We start from the raw sequence: 19,146 nt of genomic DNA, 5'->3' as shown, positions 1-19,146 counted from the left end.
GTCACGGTGAGCGGGTCACACTGAGCGGGCCATCGTGAGCCGGACGAGCCCGGTTCGCACGCGCCGTCGGAGCCGGCCCGGCCACCGCTCCGTCGCCCGCTCAGCCGACCGACAGCACCGTCTTGCCCGGTCCGCGCCGGGACCCCGGCGCGAACGCCTCGGTCAGCTCGCGCCACGGCCGTACCGCTGACACGACGGGATCGAGCCGTCCCTCGTGGATCTCGGTGGCCAGCCAGGACATGTCCGGGCCGATGCCGGTCTCGGCGCCGAGGAAGAACGTCGTCAGCGTGCGGTCGTGCTGGTTGCTGTCGCCGAACAGTGCGCCGTACCCGAACCGCTCCTCCTCGCCCGCGGCGTGTCCTAGGGCGACGAGCGTCCCGCCCGGCGCCAGGCGTGCGAAGGCCCGCACGAGGTGCGACCCGCCCAGCAGGTCGATCACGCCGGCCACCTCCCCGTCGAGGTCGTCCGGTGCCCGAACGACGTCGCGCGCCCCGAGCCGGAGCAGCAGCTCCCGCGCGCCGGGGTCCCGGGTGGTGGCCACGACGTGCGCGCCGCTGCGGGCCGCGAGCTGGACGGCGAACAGGCCGACCGCGCTGCTGCCGCCCAGGACGAGGACCCGCTTGCCGAGCACGGAGCCGAGCCGCCGCAGCCCGCGCAGGGCGCTCGTGCCCGCGACGGGGACGGCGCTCATGGCGTGGGGGTCGGACCCCTCGGGCGCAAGCCCGGCCGACTCGGCGGTGACGAGGCGCAGCTCGGCCCAGGCGCCGTGGCTGCCCAGCGAGACGACGGTCTGCCCGAGCCGGGGACCGGTGCCGTCGGCCGCCTCCGCCACGACGACACCCGCGGCGTCCCAGCCCGGGACGAACCCGTCGGGCAGGCCGGCCAGGCCCTCCACGTCACCGTGGTTCGGTGCGAAGGCCTGGACCCGGACGACGGCGTCGTGCGGGCCCGGTGCGGGTTCCGGTACCTCGCGCAGGGTGAGCCGGGACGGGGACGAGTGATCGACGGTCCATGCGAGCATGGCGCTACTGTATGCCAACTGCCACTGAGTGCCAGTTTGCTAGGATGGCCACATGGTCGATGGCGGAGGGTCGGACGACAGGCGGGTGAGCGGGACGCTCAGGACCCGGCGCATCGCGCGCAACCGGCAGCGCCTCGTCGAGGTCGCGCTCCCCGCGTTCGCGGAGCTGGGCTACGACGGCGTGACGGTCGACCGGCTGTGCGACGAGGCCGAGGTGTCCAAGCGCACCTTCTTCCGCTACTTCGCGGGCAAGGAGGACCTCGCGCTCACCCCGCTGAACGACGTCTGGCGCACCCTGATCGCCGACCTGGACGGCGTGCTGGACCGGCGTGGGCTCCTCCTCGACGTGGTGGGGGAGGCGCTCGGCGACGTCGTCGAGCGCATGCCCGACGGGTGGGAGCGGCTCGCGGTGCTCAGCACCCGGCTGAGCGCCACCACCCCGGCCATCGATGCCGCGGCGTACCTGACCTGCGAACGCTTCACCCGCCAGGTGCTCGACGCCGTCACCGGCCGGCTGGCCGGACGCCCGGACGCCGACCTGGTGGCGCGGGTCGTCTGCGCGGCCGCCATCGCGGTCCACCGGGCCGCCCTCGACACCTGGGCGTCCCGGCCCGGAGCCGAGCGCACGGCGACCCGGGCGGAGCTCCGTGCCCTGCTGCGCGCCGGGTTCACCGACGCGCGGACGGCGCTCGCCGTCCGGCTCGACTGAGCCGGCGGTCTTCCTCGGGCTTGGGCGCGCTTGGGCCAGCCGAATCGCGCACTTTCCGCTTGGATGGGGTGATAACGACCCATACCGCGACGAGGAGAGCACCCGATGAGCCAGGCAGCCCAGGTCGGCACCGTCTACCGGACCAGTCAGGATCTCCGGGACGCCGACCTGCCGCCCCTCGCCGTGGTCCTCGACGCCAGCGGGTACGCGGTCCAGCGGGACACCGACGGCAACTGGTACAGCGTGGCCTCGGTGAGCGCGTCGGACCTGGTGGGGACGTACACGCTGGTCCACCTGCCCACGGAGCCGCTCCCGGCGGCGTACGGGTCGGTCGTCATCACCGCCAGCGGCACGCCGTTCATGCGGCGCTGGGACGCCGCGACGGACGACCACTTCCAGCCGGAACGCTGGATCGGGCCGGACGGGGTCACCGTGACCGACGTCGACCTGCGCGGCCTGGGCATCGAGCGGGTGTGGGACGCCGGGCGGGCCGGGGCGACGGGCCCGGAGGCGGGGAACGGCCGGTCGCGGCGGAGCCGTGCGGCGTCCGGGGGGCCACGGCACCGCTGAACGGCGAACCGGGCGTGGCACGTCGCGTGCCACGCCCGGTTCGCCGTGCGGTACCGCTCTGTCGCCGGTGCTACCGCCGGTCGCGCGCGGGTGCGTCCTGCGTCTCGTCGGCCCGGGCCTCGTCGCTGCGGCCGCCCTCGGCCTCGGCGCCGTCCTGCGGCAGGTGCTCGACCGCGTGGGCGGAGCCGTCCGCGTGGGCGGAGTCCTCGTCCGCGTTCCGGGTGGCCCAGAGGCTCGTCATGGTGACGACGGCGAGCACACCGACGATCACGCCCAGCGACGCGAGGGTCGGGATCTCCGGGACGCCGGGCCAGACGCCGTGCGCCCAGTGCAGCACCAGCTTGACGCCGATGAACGCGAGGATCGTCGCGAGGCCGTAGCCGAGGTGGACCAGCTTGCTCAGGGCGCCCTGGAGCACGAAGTACAGGGCGCGCAGGCCGAGCAGGGCGAAGGCGTTCGTCGCGAACACCAGGTACGGGTCGCTCGTGATGCCGTACACGGCGGGGACCGAGTCCACGGCGAAGACGATGTCGGTGGCGAAGACGGCCACGACCACCACCGCGAGCGGGGTGAGCATGCGGCGCCCGTTCTCCCGCACGGAGAGGCGGGGGCCGCGGTAGTCGTCGGTGATGGGCATGAAGCGCCGGATCAGGCGGACCGAGCGCATCTGCGAGACGTCGACGTCGTGCCCGTTGCCGCGGACCTGGTCGAGGAGGATCTTGACCGCCGTCGCCAGGAGGATGCCGCCGAAGAGCAGGAACGCCCAGCTCAGGTTCGCCAGGACGGCCGCGCCGAGCGCGATGAAGACGCCGCGCAGGACCAGCGCCCCGACGATGCCCAGCAGGAGGACGCGCTGCTGGAACGCCGGCGGTACCGCGAAGGCGCTGAGCAGCAGCATGAAGACGAACAGGTTGTCGACCGACAGCGACTTCTCGACCAGGTACCCGGTGAGGTACTGCACGCCGGTCGACGACCCGAAGGCGGCCCAGATCCAGCCGCCGAAGGCGAGGGGGAGGGCGATGTAGAAGGCGCTCCACCCGAGGGCCTCGCGCATCGACACCTCGTGCGGGCGCCGGGTGATGAGGAAGTCGACGACCAGCAGGGCGATGACGGCCAGGATGGTCACGGCCCACATCGTGGGGCCGGCGATCGACGTCAGGGCAGGGGCAGCGTTCGATGCTGTCGCGAGCAAGGAGTCTCCAAAGTAGTCGGCTCCGAGGTCTCCTTCGCCTTGGTGGGTGCCAAGGCCGCCGCCCGAGGTCGCTGGTGCGCCGTAATGACCGGACGATGTTGGTGAAGTACTCCCCCCGCGACCACCAGTCTACGGCACGTTCGTGGCGACCGGCATCCGGCGGGCCAGGCGGCCGATCGTGTCGAGCAGGTCGCGCACACCGCGCGGCGGGCGTGCGCCCGCCCAGACCGCCGTCAGCGGGCGGACGGCGCGCACACCCTCGATCCGTACCGGTACCATGCGGCCGGCCCGGACGTCCTCGCGCGCCGCGAGCGAGCTCAGCGCTCCCGGGGCGGTCCCCGCCGTCACCGTGCTGCGTACGCCGAGCGTCGTGGACAGCACCGCCGCCGGCTCCGCGGCCAGCGGGTGGCCCGCCGCCGCCAGGGCATCCTCCAGCGCCTGGCGCGTGCCGCTGCCCGGTTCGCGGAGCACGAGGCTCGTGCGTGCCAGGACCTCCGGCGAGACCGTGCCCCGCCGCGCCCACGGGTGACCGGCCGGCACCACGATCACCACCTCGTCCTGCGCGATGGTGACGGACCCGAGGTCGGCGGGCACCGTCGGCGCCTCGATGAAGCCGAGCTCCACGGTGCCGCCGCGCACGGCGTCGGCCACGCCGATGCTGTTCGCGGTGCTGAGCTGCACGGCCGGGCTCGCGTCGCCCACCGACGCGCGCCACCGTGCGATCCACTCGGGCAGCAGGTGCTCGGCGATGGTGAGGCTCGCCGCGACGCGCAGCGTCCGGCCGCGGCCCGCGCGCAGAGAATCGACCGAGTCGGTGAACTCGCGGGCGGCGGCCAGCAGCGGTTCCGCCCAGGCGACCACGAGCTCGCCGACGGCGGTCAGCGTGGAGCCCCGGGGGGACCGGCTCAGCAGGACGACGTCGAGCCGCGACTCCAGGGACCGGATGCGCAGGGACACGGCCTGCTGCGTGACGCCCAGCCGGCCCGCGGCCGCCGAGAGGCTGCCGGACTCGGCCACGGCGGCGAGCGCCGACAGTGCCTCCAGGTCCGGACCGCGCTCCATCCCGGCTCCCCCCACCGTTCGAGGACACAAGCGTAGCTTGTGCCCTGCGAAGAGATTGCCCCTACCCGAAGCGGCCCCGCGGGCGGACCGTAGGCGGTATGGCCCACGCACTGCTTCCCACCCCGCCGGTACCGACCACCGGAGGTGGCGCGTCGGAGCCTGCCACCGGAAGCGGTACCCCGGGACCACCGCGCCGGCGCCGGGTGCTGTTCCGGGTCCTGGAGTCGCCGTCCGACGCCGTCTCCGCCGTCACGCCCAACTGGTTCGCCGCGGTCATGGGCACCGGCATCGTCGCGAACGCCGCCGTGACCCTGCCCGTGCAGGTGCCGGGCCTGCGCGCGGCCGCGACCGTCGTCTGGGGCGCCGCGACCCTGCTGCTCCTGGTGCTGGCGGGCGCGACCGTCGCGCACTGGGTCCGCTTCCCCGCGGTGGCGCGCGGGCACCTGCTGCACCCCGTCACGGGGCACTTCTACGGGGCGCCCGCGATGGCCCTGCTCACCGTCGGCGCCGGGACCCTGCTGGTCGGCACCGACGTGCTCGGCCCGGCCGCGGCCCTGACCGTGAGCGCCGTCCTGTGGACGCTGGGCACGTGCCTCGGCCTCGTGACCGCGGTGCTCGTGCCCTACCTCACCTTCACGCGGTACGACGTGGCCGACGACGCCGCTTTCGGCGGGTGGCTCATGCCCGTCGTGCCGCCGATGGTCTCCGCGGCGACCGGCGCACTGCTCGTGCCGCACGTCCCGGCGGGGCAGTGGCGGCTCACCCTGCTGCTGGCCTGCGGCGGCATGTTCGGGACGAGCCTGATCGCGTCCCTCGTGATCATCACGCTCGTCTGGTCACGCCTCGCACGGCACAAGACCGGACCCGCCGCGACCGTGCCGACCCTGTGGATCCTGCTGGGCCCGCTCGGGCAGTCGGTCACCGCGGCGAACCTGCTGGGCGGCGTCGCGTACACGGTGCTCGGCCCGCACGGATCACGCGCGGTCGAGCTGGCCGCCGTGCTCTACGGCCTGCCGGTGCTCGGGTTCGCGCTGCTCTGGGCGGCCGTCGCCCTCGCGGTCACGGTGCGGACGGCGCGGGCGGGCCTGCCGTTCGGGCTGACGTGGTGGTCCTTCACCTTCCCGGTCGGCACCTGTGTCACGGGAGCGAGCGCCCTCGCACTGCACACGGGCGCGGTGGCGCTGCAGGTGCTCGCCGTCACGCTCTACGTGGCGCTCCTCGGCGCCTGGGGAACCGTGGCCGCACGCACCTTCCGGGGTGCGGTCCTGGACGGCACGCTCCTCGCACCGCACCGTGCGTGAGGAGCGTGCCGTCCGCTGCCTCAGGAGGCAGGTGCCACGCTCGGCGTGAGGACGCGCGCCATCGCCTGGGCGCGCACGCTCAGCTCCGCCGCCTTGAACGCGTGCTCCTGCGTCATCGCGGTCTCGGTGCGCTCCAGGCAGTCGAGGATGAGCCGGCCGAAGTACGGGTAGCCCACGTTCCCCTTGGCGACCAGGTGGCGCTCGCCCTCGCCGTTCGCCAGGAACACGTGCCCCGGCCCCTCGTCCGTGCCCACGTTCACGTACTTGCGCAGCTCGATGTAGCCGTCGGTGCCGAGGATGAACGTGCGGCCGTCGCCCCAGGTGCTGAGCCCGTCGGGCGTGAACCAGTCGACGCGGCAGTAGCCCGCCGCACCGTTGTCCATGACGATGTTGGCCTCGCCGAAGTCGTCCAGCTCCGGGTGCTCCGGGTGGTTGTAGTTGGCGATGGCGGCGTGCGTGACGGTCGCGTCCTCGGCGCCCGCGTAGTGCAGCATCTGCTCGAAGTTGTGGCTGCCGATGTCGCACAGGATGCCGCCGTACCGCTCCTTCTCGAAGAACCAGTCGGGGCGGCCCGTGCCCAGGCGGTGCGGGCCGAGGCCCATGACCTGGAGCACCCGGCCGATCGCGCCCCGCTCCACGAGCTGGTCGGCCAGCACGGCGGCCTCGACGTGGATGCGCTCCGAGTAGTACACGGCGTACTTGCGCCCGGTCCGCGCCGTCGCCTCCCGGGCGGCGTCGAGCTGCTCCAGCGTGGTCAGCGGGGCCTTGTCCGTGAAGTAGTCCTTGCCCGCCTCGATCGCGCGCAGGCCGAGGGCCGCCCGCTCCGACGTCACGGCGGCACCGGCCACCAGGCGCACCTCGTCGTCGTCGAACACCTCCTGCTCGCTGCGGGCGACGCGGACGTCGGGGAACTTGGCGCGGAACGCCTCCACCTTGGCCGGGTCCGGGTCGTAGACCCACTTCAGGGTGCCGCCCGCCGACCGCAGGCCGTCGCACATGCCGTAGATGTGCCCGTGGTCCAGCCGCACGGCGGCGAAGGGAAAGTCGCCCGCACCCACCACGGGGTCGGGAATCGGCTCGGGGGCGTAGCTCGCGCCGCTGGTCGCGCTCATGTGGTCTGCTCCTGTGGTGTTCTGCTGGTGCTGCCCTGGTCGTCCTGGTCCTGGTGCGGGGCGCGGGTCACGCGGTGCTGCTGCCCACCGTGATGGCGCCGGGCAGGTCGCCCACCGACCCCGTCTTCTCGAAGAAGTGCGGCGCTCGCTCCACGAGCGTGCCCGTGCGGTAGTACGGGTCCTCGGGGCGCAGCGGCAGGTCGACCGTGCGGCGCTCGATGCCCGCCTGGTAGATCGCGGTGACCAGCTCGACGGCCCGGCGTCCGTCGGCGCCGGTCACCGCGGGTGCGCGGCGCTCGCGGACCGCCGCCAGCGTGTCGCCGATCTGGCCCGGGTGCCCGAGGTGGGGCAGCGGCTCCCGGGCCGCGGCCAGCGCCTCGATCTGCGCCACCCGGTCGGGGTCGCCTCCGGGAGCGGGGAAACCGTTCGGCTGGGGCGCGGAGGCCACGACCTTCCAGGGCTGGGCGACGCTCGCGTGCCGGCCCTGGACGACGATCGTCTGCTCCTCTCCGTGGTGCACCACGGAGCTGGTCACCTCGGCCAGGGCGCGGTCGTACTGCAGCACGGCCACGGACAGGTCCTCGACCTCGGCGTTCTCGTGCGCGGCGTTGGTCAGGACGGCGGTGACCGCGCGGGGCGCACCGAGCATCCACAGGGTCAGGTCGAGGTGGTGGATCGCGTGGTTGAGCGTGCACCCGCCGCCCTCCGACTCCCACGTGCCGCGCCACCACAGGTCGTAGTACGCGGTGCTCCGCCACCAGGCGGAGCTCACCTGGACGTGCGAGACGGGCCCGGTCAGCCCCGAGTCCAGCACCTCCTTGAGCGTGGCCATGTCGTCACGGAACCGGTTCTGCGCGACGACGGACAGCACGCGGTCGTGCTCGGCGGCGGCCGCGATCATCGCGTCGCACTCCTCCAGGGAGGGTGCCATCGGCTTCTCCACCAGCACGTCCACGCCGGCGCGCAGGGCGGTGACGGCCAGCTCGGCGTGGGTCGACGGCGGCGTCGTGATGCTCACCAGGTCGAGGTCCTCGGCGGCGAGCAGGTCCTCGATGCTCTCGTAGGCCCGCGCGTCGGGCACCTGGAGCCGTGCGCGCTGCTCGGCGGCCTTGCCGGGGACGATGTCGCACACGGCCACGACCTCGCACTCCTGGGCGAAGCGGCGGTATCCCTCGGCGTGCGCACCGGCGATACCCCCGGTGCCGACGATGCCGATCTTCAGCATGCTTCCTCCGGTTGACGTCGTCATCACCGCTGCATCATACGTATGATGCAGCGGTTCATCATCGTCACGGGCCGGTGCGTGCGTTGTCAAGGCCGGATCGGGCCGGTCGACTCCCGCCAGACCACGTGCTGGAGCGGTCCGGTCGGCTCGGGGGCCTCCTCGCCCCGCACCGCCGCGAGCAGCCGGCGCATGGCACGGCGGCCGGCCTCCCGGAAGTCCACGGGGATCGTGGTGAGCGACGGCGTGGTGTACGCGCTGAACTCGGCGTCGTCCCAGCCCGTCACGACGAGGTCGCCCGGCACCGACCACCCACGGTCCGTCGCGCCCCGCAGCACGCCGAGCGCCACGTTGTCGTTCGCGGCGATCACCGCGAGCGGCGGCGCGTCATCGGGCAGGGCGAGGATCGCCGCACGGCCTGACGCGGGCGACCACGCCCCGCCGACGACGCCGAGCGACTCGACGCCGTGCCGGGCGACCTCGGCCAGGTAGACGTCCCGGCGGGCGCGCGCCGAGGCGAAGTGCTCGGGACCGGCCACGTGCAGGAACCGCCGGTGCCCGGCCTCGACGAGCGCGCCGATCACGGTGCCGAGCAGGCCGGCGTCGGCGAGCTCGCCGGTGGTGCGCATCTGCTCGTCGAACGCCGTGACGGCGACGACGGGCGCGGCGTCGTCGTCGAGGGAGAGGGCCTCCCGGACGACGGGCAGGAAGGTCAGGACGCCCTCGACCTGCCCGCTGCGCGCCAGGTCGGCGACGCGCTCGGTGCGGTCCTCGGCGGTCCCGTCCACGCTGTGCGTGTCCACGGCGTAGCCCGCCTCGGCCGCGACCTCGGCCGCGCCCGTGAACATGCGCAGCCGGTTGTCCACGGTGGCGCCGGTGACGACGGCGAGCCGCCCCGACCGCTGGGTGCGCATCGACCGCGCCGCGAGGTTGGGCCGGTAGCCCATCGAGGCCGCCACCGCCAGCACGTGCTCCCGCGTCCGGGGCGCGATGGTGCCCTTGCCGGACAGGGCGTAGGAGACCGTCGACTGCGAGACTCCCGCGGCGCGCGCGACGTCGTGGCTCGTGGGGTGGCGGGCTGGCACGGTCACAGTGTCCCCTGGGGTGGTGGGCAGGTGCATCAGCGCGCGGCCGTGGCATGCGGGCGGCATGCGGTGCTATGTGATGTATGTCCTTATGGTCATCCGTGACTATTGATTGACTATGCAACTACAAACCGGTCAAATGAGTCATGTCGCGGGATGGTGTCGGCCCGCACGAGCTGCAGTCCGCCCGAAGCTCCCTACGTTTTCCTTGGGGGAAGTCGTGTCATCTGAGAGTGCGAACCGCAACGACCACCGGCATCGAGCCGACGAGGGGACGCGGGGGGCGAACCGGGTCGCGGTGACCGGGTACGGCGCTCTGACCCCGCTCGGCCTCGGGGCCGAGCCGACCTGGTCGGCGCTCCGGGCCGGGCGGTCGGGGATCCGGCACATCGGCGTCGACGTCGCGGACAACGCCCCCGTCCGGATCGCGGGCACGATCGATCCCGCCTACGTGGAGGCGGTGCCGGTCCGGGAACGGCGCAGGCTCGACCGCGCGGAGCAGTACACCCTGCTCGCGGGCCGGGAGGCGTGGGCGATGGCCGGCCGCCCGGAGGTCGACCCGGACCGGCTGGCGACCTCCGTCGGCACCGCGTACGGCGGCATCGGGTCGATCGGGATCCAGGAGCACGTGCGGGTGACGGAGGGCCCGCGGCGGGTGTCGCCCCATCTGGTGACGATGCTGCTGCCGAACGGTCCCGCGGCCTGGCTGTCCATCGAGCTCGGGGCCCGTGCCGGTGCGCACGCGCCGACCACGGCGTGCGCGGCGGGCGCCCAGGGGCTCGCGACCGGTCTGGACCTCATCCGCGCGGGCCGGGCGGACGTCGTCGTCGCCGGGGGCGCGGACGCGGGCGTCACCCCGCTGTCGCTGACCGGGTTCGCCCAGATGCGGGCGCTGTCGACCAACCCGGACCCGGCCGCCGCGTCGCGCCCCTTCGACCAGGACCGGGACGGTTTCGTCCTCGCGGAGGGCGCCGTCGTGCTGGTGCTCGAGCGCGAGGACCACGCCCGGGCCCGCGGCGCGACCGTGTACGGCTACCTCGACGGCGCCTCCGTCACGTCCGACGGCCGGGACATCGTCAACGCCGACCCCGCCAACCAGGCACGGACCATCACCGCGGCGCTGCGCGACGCCGACGCCGGGCCGGCCGACGTCGGCCTGGTCCACGCGCACGCCACCTCGACCCCCGCGGGCGACCGCAACGAGTCCGACGCGCTGACCGGCGCCGGGATCACGGCACCGGTGACCGCCACGAAGTCCATGACGGGGCACATGCTCGGAGCCTCCGGGGCGGCCGGGGCGCTGGCCGCGCTGCTGGCCCTGCGCGACCACGTCATCCCGCCCACCGTGAACACCGAGAAGGTCGACCCGGAGATCCCGCACGACGTCGTCACCGAGGCGCGGCGAACCGACGCGGACCTCGCGCTGGTGAACTCGTTCGGGTTCGGTGGGCACAACGTGGCGCTCGTGGTGCGGAGCCGCTGAGGCGGTGGCCCGGGCCGCGGTCAGCGCCGCCCGGGCGTCCGCGCGTCGTCGTCGTGCGTGTGCCGGGGTACGCGGAGGAGGCCGAGCTCCTGCGCCCGCGCCAGCGCCTCCCTGCGTCGCGAGACCCGGAGCTTGCGGTAGACGGAGCGGATCTGCGTGCGCACGGTGGTCACCGCCACGCCGAACCGTGCGGCGGCCTGCTCGGCGGTGAGGCCGGTGGCGAGCGCGCGCAGCACCTCCCGTTCTCGTGGCGTCAGGTGCACCAGCGGCTCCGGGGGCGGTGGGACGTGCCGGACGGTCACGGTGCCGGTGCGCAGCGGGTCCGGGACCCGGGCGAGCGCCGCCAGCTCGCCGAGCACGTCACGGGGCAACGTGAGGAACGGGAGGACGTGCGCCGGGGTCGACCGCAGCCCGACGGCGGTCCGGAACGAGTCCCCGGCCCGCTCCCGCTGCCCCGACCGCAGGGCGGTGACGGCCTGGACCAGGTGGTGGCCCATCAGGTCGCCGACCGGCAGGTCGCGGTGCTGGAGCGCCTCCGCGGACAGCCGGGCCGCCTCGTGGTGCTCGCCGGCCAGGGCGTGCGCCCAGGCGGCGTGGAGAACCAGGGAGTCGACCTCCGCGTACCGGTCGGCGAGGTGGAGCACGCGGGTGCCGGCGCCGGCCCGTAGCAGCAGCGTGGCCTCGGCGCGGAGCACGAGCTCGCCGGTGAGCGTGGTGGGGTCCGGGTGGAGGGCGCCGTGCTCGTGCCGCGCGCGGTCGAGCAGGCGCAGACCGCGCTGGGGGTCGCCGAAGGACGCCTCGTAGGTGGCGGCCGCGTGGGCCACGAAGGGCCAGAGGTCGAGGTGCTCGGTCGCGGGCCCGATCCGGTGCAGGAGCTGCGCGGCGTGCGTGGCGTCCCCCTCGTGCACGGCCGTGAGCGCCCGGGCGATCTCGGCTCCGGCACCCGTCAGACGCGTGATCCAGGCATCCACCGCCCCGGACTCCTCGGCGGCGGTGAGCCAGGAGCGGGACAGGTCGAGATGGCCGCGGTACGCGGTGAGCAGCGCGAGGTGCGCGGCGGCACCGGGTGCGGCGAAGTGGGCGTGGGGCGGGTCGCCCGCCTCGGCGTGCGCCCTCGTGAGCAGCCGGGTGGCCCGGTCGAACGCTCCGGCCAGCAGCGCCGCGAGCCCGCGCTCCGCCGACAGCCACCCCGGCCGCGCGGCGGCCCCGGTGCCCGACGCGGCCTGGTGCCCGGTGCCCAGCGTGGTCTGCGCGTCGGTCCAGGCCCCCAGCCGCTCGGCCCGCTCGTGGTCGCCCCGGAGGCGTTCGGCGACGACGGCGACCGTGCCCGCCGTGCCGAGGTCGCCGGGCCGGGTCACCGACGCCAGGCGCCTGCCGAACCGCAGGCCCGTGGCGGTGTAGAGCTGGCGTGCCCGGCGCAGCTGCCGGAGGTCGCCGTCGGCCAGGCCGGTGCGGTGGTGGGCGAGCAGGGCCGCGTGCGCCAGCCGTGGCCGGGCCTCGACGGTGGCCGCGGGCAGGCCCTGCACCGCACTCAGCACCTCCGGGGCGAACCTGCCCGGCAGGTCGTACCAGAGGGCGTCGAAGAGCACCTCGAAGCGGTCGGGATCACCGGACGCGAGCCCGGCGCGGACGTCCGCCCCGGTCGGGAGGTCGGACGGTCGCGGCACCTTTCGGATCCTGCCGTGGCGCCCGGGCGCGCGCCTCGGCCGGCCGGGGTGATCCGGGTGGTGAGACCGATGAAGTACCGGAGGAACTTCGGCGCCGTGCCCGGAGCCGGGTCGTCCGGTCGACGTCTGTGGTGGGAGCGGGAAGCACGCGAGCGACGCGTGTGAACAGGAAAGGAAACCCATGCACAGTCCGTCACAAGACCGTCGCACCGGTCGCAGGAGAAGAGGTCGTCACGTCGAGGTGGCTCCGGGGGCGCGGGACTCCCGGCGCAGTCTGCTCAGGCGCTTGATCGGTGGTGCGATGGCCGCCGTGACGGCGTGCAGCGGGCTCGTCGCCACGGCCGCGCCGCCCGCGTCCGCCGAGACCGTCTACGAGATCGACGGGGAGTGGGAGGCGAGCACGCCGGACACCGTGGGCCGCGGTGACGTGGTCAACGCCGTCTGGCGGATCAACGTCAACGACGACGAGGAGGCGCCGGCCAACGACCCCGTCGACGACGTGACGTTCACGGTCACCCTCGACAGGGGGCGGTTCAACGAGATCCCGGACCTGTGCCTCAAGGCCGACGTCGACCCGGTCTCGGCGATCTCCGCCGACGGCCGGACGCTCACCTGCAACCTGGGCACCGTCGAGCAGGGCACGGCGGTGATCGTGCAGACACCCGTGGTGGTCGAGGGCGAGACGGGCGAGGAGCTCACCGCCGTCGGCGAGACCAACGGGCTGGAGATGCCGCTGGACCCGATCGCCATCGAGAACGACTTCGCGATGGACATGCAGTTCGGCGGCAACACCACGTACTACCAGTGGGACGAGAACTACCGGTCGGTCGACCTGGACCTGGAGTGGGCACTGCGACTGGGCAAGGGCTCTGATCCTGGTCCCGACAGCGTGACCTACCGGCTGCGCTTCACCGAGAGCAACGGCCGGCCTGTCACCGTCGGCACCAAGTACAACGGTGACACAGGCTGCACACCCTTCAATGGCTACCGGGCCACCGGAGTCCCCTGGTCCGAGGTGCCGAACCAGCCGGCCGATCAGCAGACGTCCTTCGTGGACAGCTGCACCCTGACGCCGGTCGCGGGCCAGCCGGGCGTGTTCGACCTGCGGCTGACCGGCATCAACTACGACCTCGCCACCGTTCCGAGGTACGACTCGACGGTCGAGCGGAACCCGCTGCCGACGGACTGGAACTACATCGCGAGCGGCAGCCTGTGGCTCCACGTCGCCACGAACCAGGCCGGCTCGCTCACCCTGCAGTCGAACGCCCCGACCTACACCTCGACCACGGGGCTGAGGTCCACCGACCTTCCGGGCAACAACAGCACCAGCAAGACCTATGTGCTGCCCGGTCGCTGGGCGGCCGCGTGGTACCGCCCCTTCACGGGGGCCGGCGGGACCAACTGGGACGACACCTACCGGGTCTCGCCCGGCACGACGGTGATGCAGTACCTCAACAACACCGCCGCCCGCCTGAACGCGCCCCCGACGGCGCAGCACGGCCAGTGCCTGGTGTTCGACACGACGTACGTCACGTACACCCCGCCGCCGGCCGGAACTGCCTTCCCGGCGATCCGCGGCTTCGCCCCCACGGGGGACGGCGGTGCGAGCGAGCTGGACAACCCGCCGGCGATCCAGTACTACGTGGGCAACGTCGCCAACCCGAACACGTTCAACTGTGGCTCCAACCCGGCGGGCTGGACCACGACCCAGCCCGCGGACCTGTCGACCGTGCAGGCCATCCGGATCCTCTACCCGGACTCGCTGCTCACGGCCGAGGGCTTCAACGGCATCCAGTTCGTCGGCTACACGACGATCAAGGACAACGTGCGGCCCGGCCAGGACATCTGGATGTTCGGCTCGGTCTACAACCCGGTCAGCGGTGTCTGGGAGGGTCCGGGCGAGCCCTGGAACTCGTCGGACATCACGGCCACGCCGGGTACGCGGTACCCGTTCACGAACGGGCGCCGTGACATCCTGCGGACCGTCACCGCCACCCCGGCGATCCGGAAGGCTGCGAGCCAGTCGACCGTCAAGCCGGGTGAGCCCGGGACGTTCACGCTGACCTACTCGGCGAACGGCTCGGGCGCGATCCCCGACACGGTGGACGGCTACGTCATCACCGACACGCTCCCGGCGGGCATGACCTACGTCGCGGGGTCCGCGAACCCGGCGCCCGTGGTGACCACCAACGCGGCAGGGCAGCAGATCCTGCGATGGACCCTGAACGATGTGCCGACCAACGAGGAGCACACCCTGACGTACCAGGCCGTGGCCGGTAACTCGGTCCGACCAGGTCAGGTGCTCACCAACACGGCCACCAGCACCTTCGGGGGAACGACCACACCGCCGGCGACCTCCCAGGTCACGATCACCACGAACGGTCAGACCCTGATCGGCAAGAGCACCGACCAGTGGTTCATCGCCAACCCGGACGGTTCCGGCGACGGCACGGGCTCGTGGACGGTGACGCTCAAGTCCGAGGACCCGCTGCCCCAGCGGTTCACGGACACGATCGACATCCTCCCGTACAACGGGGACGGCCGTGGCACGGACTACGCGGGCACCTACCGCGTGACCGGCGTCGACGTCCCGGCGGGTGCCACGGTCTACTACACGGACGCGGACCCGGCCACGCTCTCGGACGACCCGGCGCACGCCTCGAACGGCGCCGCCGGCAACCCCGCGGGCAACACGGTGGGGTGGACCACGACCATGCCCGCCAACCCGACGGCGGTCCGCGTGATCGGCGGTCAGCTCGCCCCGGGCGCGTCGCTCGCCTTCAAGATCACCATCGAGACCGACGGCGCCGACCCGGGCGACGTCTGGGTCAACCGTTCCCAGGCGCGGGCCGAGCACACCCGGCTCGTCATGCGCACGTCCGAGCCGCTGACCATGGGCACGATGTACTCGGCGTCGCTCAAGAAGTACGTCCAGGCCGCCGACGGCACCTGGCACGACGCCAACGACCCGGCCGACTACCCGGTCTTCCGGGAGGGCGAGACCGTCCGGTACCGGATCGTCGTGGAGAACACCGGCCAGGGCACGCTGACGAACGTCGTCGTCTCCGACGACAAGCAGCCCGAGCTCGGGTCGTTCACCGTCGACGAGCTGGCGCCCGGTGACACCGAGACGCACGAGTTCGAGATCACGGCGGACGCCGCCGACGGCGACACCGTGGTCAACAACGCGTGCGCCGAGGCGGACCAGCCGGACGACTCGGAGACGCCGCCGGAGATCAACTGCGACCCGGCCGGGTTCGACATCGACGGCGAGCCGACGCACGAGAAGACCCTGATCTCCGCCACGCCGATCGGCGGCGGTCAGTGGGAGGTCGTGTACGGGATCGAGGTCACCAACGTCTCGCCCGCGGCGACGTCGTACTCCCTGGAGGACACGCTGCACTTCACCGACGAGGCGGACATCGTCTCGGCGCAGGTGACGGTGTCGCCCGACGGGGTGACGCTGACCGATCCCGCCTGGGACGGGCAGGGCAACGTGAGCATCGCGTCCGGCGTCCCGCTCCTGGGCAACGACGACGACGGCTACGCGGCGCACGAGTACGAGCTGACCGTGATCGCGGACGTGCCGCTGCAGGTGCCCGGTGCGGGCAGCGCGGACGACCCGACCGAGTGCGGTCCGGACGGTGACGACTCGGACACCGCGTTCAACAACACGTCGCAGATGACGGACGCCCGGGACGAGACCGAGGAGGACCAGGCCTGCGCCGAGATCCCCTCGATCGACATCACGAAGTCCGTCAGCGAGGGTCCGGTCCCGAACGGGGACGGCACCTGGACGGTCACGTACGACATCGTCGCGAAGAACTCCGGCACGGCCGACGGCGAGTACGACATGACCGACAGGATGACGGCGGACGGTGACCTGGTCATCGACTCCGGCCGGGTCGTCACGACCCCGGACGGCGTCACGGCGTCGCCCGGCTGGACCGGCCTGGGTGCCGACCAGACCTCGCCGGAGAACGTCATCGCCTCGGGCGTGAACCTGCCCGCCGGGGAGAGCCACACCTACCAGGTGGAGGTGGTCCTCTCGATCGACGACGAGGACGGCGCCGTGGTGATCACGCCCTGCTCGGCCGACCCGGGCGAGAACGGCGGCCTGTCGAACACCGCGCAGATCGAGCACAACGACCTGACGGACGACGACGCGGCGTGCGTCACGGTCGCGTACATCACCGTGGACAAGACGGTGGCCGAGGGCCCGACGCCGAACGGCGACGGAACCTGGACGGTCGTCTACGACGTCGTCGCCGAGAACGTCGGGGCGGCCGCCGGTGAGTACGACGTGTACGACCAGCTCCGCCTGGGCGGCGACGTCGACGTGGTGCGCAAGGGCGTGACCGGCCCGGCCGGCGTGTCCCTGGCGAGCGGCTGGACCGGCCTGGGGGACACGCCCGACGCGGCGGAGAACCTGATCGCCACCGGGGTGAGCCTGGACGCGGGCGCGACCCACAGGTACCAGGTCGAGATCGTCGTCTCGCTCGACGAGGAGACGGTCGACCCCGGCACCCTGGTCTGCCCGCCCCCTGGGTCGGGCGAGAGCGGCGGCCTGGCCAACGGCACGCTGCTGGACCACAACGGGATCGTGGGCGAGGACGAGGTCTGCCCGACCCTGCCGCTGATCACCATCGACAAGACGATCAGCGACGGCCCGACGCCGAACGGCGACGGGACGTGGACCATCACCTACGACCTGGTCGCGAGCAACATCGGCCAGGCCGAGGGCGACTACGACCTGACCGACCGGCTGCGGTACGGGGCCGGCATCGAGGTCAAGTCGGCCGAGGTGATGAAGGCCCCGGACGGCGTCACGCCGTCGGCCGGCTGGACCGGCCGGGGTGCGGACGGGTCCGACGAGAACGTCGTCGCGACCGACGTGGCCCTGCCCGCCGGGGACAGCCACACCTACCAGGTGGAGGTGGTCGTCTCGCTCGACGAGGGGGTCGTCACGCCGGACACGCTCCGGTGCCCGGAGCCCGGGTCCGGCGAGGCCGGTGGCGTGGCGAACGTCGGTGAGCTCACGCACAACGGCGAGACCCAGGACGACGATGTGTGCGCGCCGCTGCCTCTGATCGACATCACCAAGTCCCTCGCGGGCGCGGTGACGCCGGTCGACGGCGAGGACGGGGTGTACGACGCGAGCTACGAGATCACGGTCACCAACCGTGGCCCGGGCGCCGGCGTGTACGACCTGGACGACACCCTCGAACCCGGGGCGGGGGTGACGGTGGTGGGCGTCCAGGACGTCACCACCGATGCTCCGGACCCGGCCGGGATCAACCCCGGCTTCGACGGTGCCGACGACCCGCGGATCGTCAGCGACCAGCCCATCGCCGAGGCACCCCGCGCCCCGGTGGTGCACACCTACCGGGTCACGGTGCGGTACGCGGTCGACCTCGGTGCGGTCGACGTGCCCGACACCGCCGAGTGCACGCTCGACGGCGGCACCATCGACGGGGCGCTGAACAACGTCGCCGCCGTCACCTGGAACGGCATCGAGGATGCCGACGACGAGTGCGTGCGCCCCGGCAAGCCGACCCTGGACAAGTCCCTGGTCTCGGCGAAGCCCGTCGGGGACGGCACCTGGAAGGTGGTCTACGACCTGACCGTGGGCAACGTCGGCACCGAGCCGACCACGTACGACCTGGACGACGAGCTCCTCTTCGCCTCGGTCGTCGCCCCGCGGGACGTCAAGGTCACCGGCCCGAAGGGCGTGACCCTGAACCAGGGGTTCGACGGTGACGGCGACCAGCGCATCGCCACCGACGTACGGATCGCCGGCCTGGACGACAAGGGCTACGCCCCGCACGTCTACCGGGTGACCGTGCTCGCGGAGGTCCCGCTGCACTTCGCGGAGGGCGACGTGGACGACGACGGGACGGGCTCGCCGGCCTGCACCGCGCCGCCCGGCCGCAACCTCCTCGAGCAGGGCCTGAACAACGCCGCGACCCTGACCGACGAGACCGGCGGCACGCAGACCGACACGGACTGCGCGCCCGTACCGTCGATCGACATCACCAAGTCCGTGATCGGCGACCCGGTCGCCGGCAAGGACGGGACGTGGACGGTCACGTACGCGATCACGGCGGTCAACACCGGCGCCGCGGCGGGCGAGTACACCCTGACCGACCGGCTGCGGTTCGGTACGGGGATCCGGGTCGCCTCGGCCGAGGTGACGGACACGCCGCAGGGCGTGACCGCCGCCCGGACGTGGACGGGCCGTGGAACCGAGGGAGCTGCCGCGAACGTGGTGGCCACCGACGTGAACCTGCCCGCCGGGGGCAGGCACACCTACCGGGTGCAGGTGCGGGCCACCATCCCGGGTGAGTCGGGCGACCCCACCACGTTCACCTGCCCGGAACCCGGTTCCGGCAGGCCGGGCGGGTTCGCCAACACGGCCGGGATCGGGCACAACGACCTGGCCGACACCGCGGAGGCCTGCGCCACCCCGCCGGGGCACGAGCCCCCGCCGGGCGCCACGCCGCCCGGGAAGACGCCCCCGCCGCTGGCGATGACGGGTGCGGACCTCGGCTGGATCATCGCGGGAGCGGCGCTCCTGATCCTGCTCGGGGCGGCGGCCCTCGTCATCGCGCACCAGCGACGCAACACCCGCTGACGCGACGGCGAGGTCCTGGACCGGGAGCCCCGCCGGCAGCCGCTTCCCTCGGCTGCCGGCGGGGCTCCCGCCGTGTGCGGACGCCGCG

At 73.3% G+C, this 19,146-nt stretch carries 12 protein-coding genes; 5 read left to right on the top strand and 7 right to left on the bottom strand.

Annotated elements, in window-relative coordinates; genetic code table 11:
* Positions 1-100 precede the first annotated feature (100 nt).
* A complete protein-coding gene (locus ACO229_RS17535; protein WP_423462304.1) occupies positions 101-1,021 on the bottom strand; it encodes a zinc-binding dehydrogenase in 921 nt (306 codons plus the stop codon).
* A 52-nt stretch (positions 1,022-1,073) separates the two neighbouring features.
* Between ACO229_RS17535 and ACO229_RS17530 the strand changes: the two genes are divergently transcribed.
* Complete coding sequence (locus tag ACO229_RS17530) at positions 1,074-1,730, top strand: TetR/AcrR family transcriptional regulator (protein WP_423462303.1); 657 nt, start codon at positions 1,074-1,076, stop codon at positions 1,728-1,730.
* A 105-nt stretch (positions 1,731-1,835) separates the two neighbouring features.
* The gene (locus ACO229_RS17525; RefSeq protein WP_397431551.1) at positions 1,836-2,300 is read left to right on the top strand and encodes a hypothetical protein; all 465 of its coding nucleotides are present in this window, start codon (positions 1,836-1,838) and stop codon (positions 2,298-2,300) included.
* A 70-nt stretch (positions 2,301-2,370) separates the two neighbouring features.
* Here the strand turns inward: ACO229_RS17525 and ACO229_RS17520 are convergent, their stop codons facing one another.
* A complete protein-coding gene (locus ACO229_RS17520; protein WP_423465320.1) occupies positions 2,371-3,435 on the bottom strand; it encodes a TerC family protein in 1,065 nt (354 codons plus the stop codon).
* Between the two features lie 186 nt (positions 3,436-3,621).
* The gene (locus ACO229_RS17515) at positions 3,622-4,554 is read right to left on the bottom strand and encodes a LysR family transcriptional regulator (RefSeq protein WP_423462302.1); all 933 of its coding nucleotides are present in this window, start codon (positions 4,552-4,554) and stop codon (positions 3,622-3,624) included.
* Between the two features lie 98 nt (positions 4,555-4,652).
* On the opposite strand from ACO229_RS17515, the gene ACO229_RS17510 reads away from it, so the two are divergent.
* Positions 4,653-5,855 (top strand): TDT family transporter, encoded by a 1,203-nt coding sequence (locus ACO229_RS17510; protein WP_423462301.1) that lies wholly within the window; start codon positions 4,653-4,655, stop codon positions 5,853-5,855.
* Between the two features lie 20 nt (positions 5,856-5,875).
* On the opposite strand, the gene ACO229_RS17505 is transcribed toward ACO229_RS17510, so the two are convergent.
* From ACO229_RS17505 to ACO229_RS17495, 3 genes are all read right to left on the bottom strand, one after another.
* On the bottom strand, positions 5,876-6,967 hold the full coding sequence (locus ACO229_RS17505) for a Gfo/Idh/MocA family protein (RefSeq protein WP_423462300.1): 1,092 nt from the start codon (positions 6,965-6,967) through the stop codon (positions 5,876-5,878).
* A gap of 67 nt (positions 6,968-7,034) precedes the next feature.
* Complete coding sequence (locus ACO229_RS17500) at positions 7,035-8,216, bottom strand: Gfo/Idh/MocA family protein (protein ID WP_423465319.1); 1,182 nt, start codon at positions 8,214-8,216, stop codon at positions 7,035-7,037.
* Positions 8,217-8,278: 62 nt separating this feature from the next.
* Positions 8,279-9,274 carry a LacI family DNA-binding transcriptional regulator gene (locus ACO229_RS17495; protein ID WP_397414305.1) on the bottom strand — a complete coding sequence of 332 codons (996 nt, stop codon included), beginning with the start codon at positions 9,272-9,274 and terminating at the stop codon, positions 8,279-8,281.
* A gap of 220 nt (positions 9,275-9,494) precedes the next feature.
* Here ACO229_RS17495 and ACO229_RS17490 point away from each other — a divergent pair, with 220 nt between their 5' ends.
* Positions 9,495-10,757 carry a beta-ketoacyl-[acyl-carrier-protein] synthase family protein gene (locus ACO229_RS17490; RefSeq protein ID WP_423462299.1) on the top strand — a complete coding sequence of 421 codons (1,263 nt, stop codon included), beginning with the start codon at positions 9,495-9,497 and terminating at the stop codon, positions 10,755-10,757.
* 20 nt (positions 10,758-10,777) lie between these two features.
* Here the strand turns inward: ACO229_RS17490 and ACO229_RS17485 are convergent, their stop codons facing one another.
* Positions 10,778-12,424 carry a LuxR C-terminal-related transcriptional regulator gene (locus ACO229_RS17485; protein ID WP_423462298.1) on the bottom strand — a complete coding sequence of 549 codons (1,647 nt, stop codon included), beginning with the start codon at positions 12,422-12,424 and terminating at the stop codon, positions 10,778-10,780.
* A gap of 301 nt (positions 12,425-12,725) precedes the next feature.
* Here ACO229_RS17485 and ACO229_RS17480 point away from each other — a divergent pair, with 301 nt between their 5' ends.
* The gene (locus ACO229_RS17480) at positions 12,726-19,058 is read left to right on the top strand and encodes a DUF7507 domain-containing protein (protein WP_423462297.1); all 6,333 of its coding nucleotides are present in this window, start codon (positions 12,726-12,728) and stop codon (positions 19,056-19,058) included.
* Positions 19,059-19,146: the final 88 nt, after the last annotated feature.

The organism is Promicromonospora sp. MS192, assembly GCF_049532985.1.
Classification (GTDB): Bacteria; Actinomycetota; Actinomycetes; order Actinomycetales; family Cellulomonadaceae; genus Promicromonospora.
Note: the sequence above shows the minus strand (reverse complement) of the source record. Positions and strands in the feature narration are given on the sequence as shown.

Excerpts from the sequence above, each read along its gene's own strand:
- ACO229_RS17535 (WP_423462304.1), bottom strand. The coding sequence starts at position 1,021 with ATGCTCGCATGGACCGTCGATCACTCGTCCCCGTCCCGGCTCACCCTG.
- ACO229_RS17530 (WP_423462303.1), top strand. The coding sequence starts at position 1,074 with ATGGTCGATGGCGGAGGGTCGGACGACAGGCGGGTGAGCGGGACGCTC.
- ACO229_RS17525 (WP_397431551.1), top strand. The coding sequence starts at position 1,836 with ATGAGCCAGGCAGCCCAGGTCGGCACCGTCTACCGGACCAGTCAGGAT.
- ACO229_RS17520 (WP_423465320.1), bottom strand. The coding sequence starts at position 3,435 with ATGTGGGCCGTGACCATCCTGGCCGTCATCGCCCTGCTGGTCGTCGAC.
- ACO229_RS17515 (WP_423462302.1), bottom strand. The coding sequence starts at position 4,554 with ATGGAGCGCGGTCCGGACCTGGAGGCACTGTCGGCGCTCGCCGCCGTG.
- ACO229_RS17510 (WP_423462301.1), top strand. The coding sequence starts at position 4,653 with ATGGCCCACGCACTGCTTCCCACCCCGCCGGTACCGACCACCGGAGGT.
- ACO229_RS17505 (WP_423462300.1), bottom strand. The coding sequence starts at position 6,967 with ATGAGCGCGACCAGCGGCGCGAGCTACGCCCCCGAGCCGATTCCCGAC.
- ACO229_RS17500 (WP_423465319.1), bottom strand. The coding sequence starts at position 8,216 with ATGACGACGTCAACCGGAGGAAGCATGCTGAAGATCGGCATCGTCGGC.
- ACO229_RS17480 (WP_423462297.1), top strand. The coding sequence starts at position 12,726 with ATGGCCGCCGTGACGGCGTGCAGCGGGCTCGTCGCCACGGCCGCGCCG.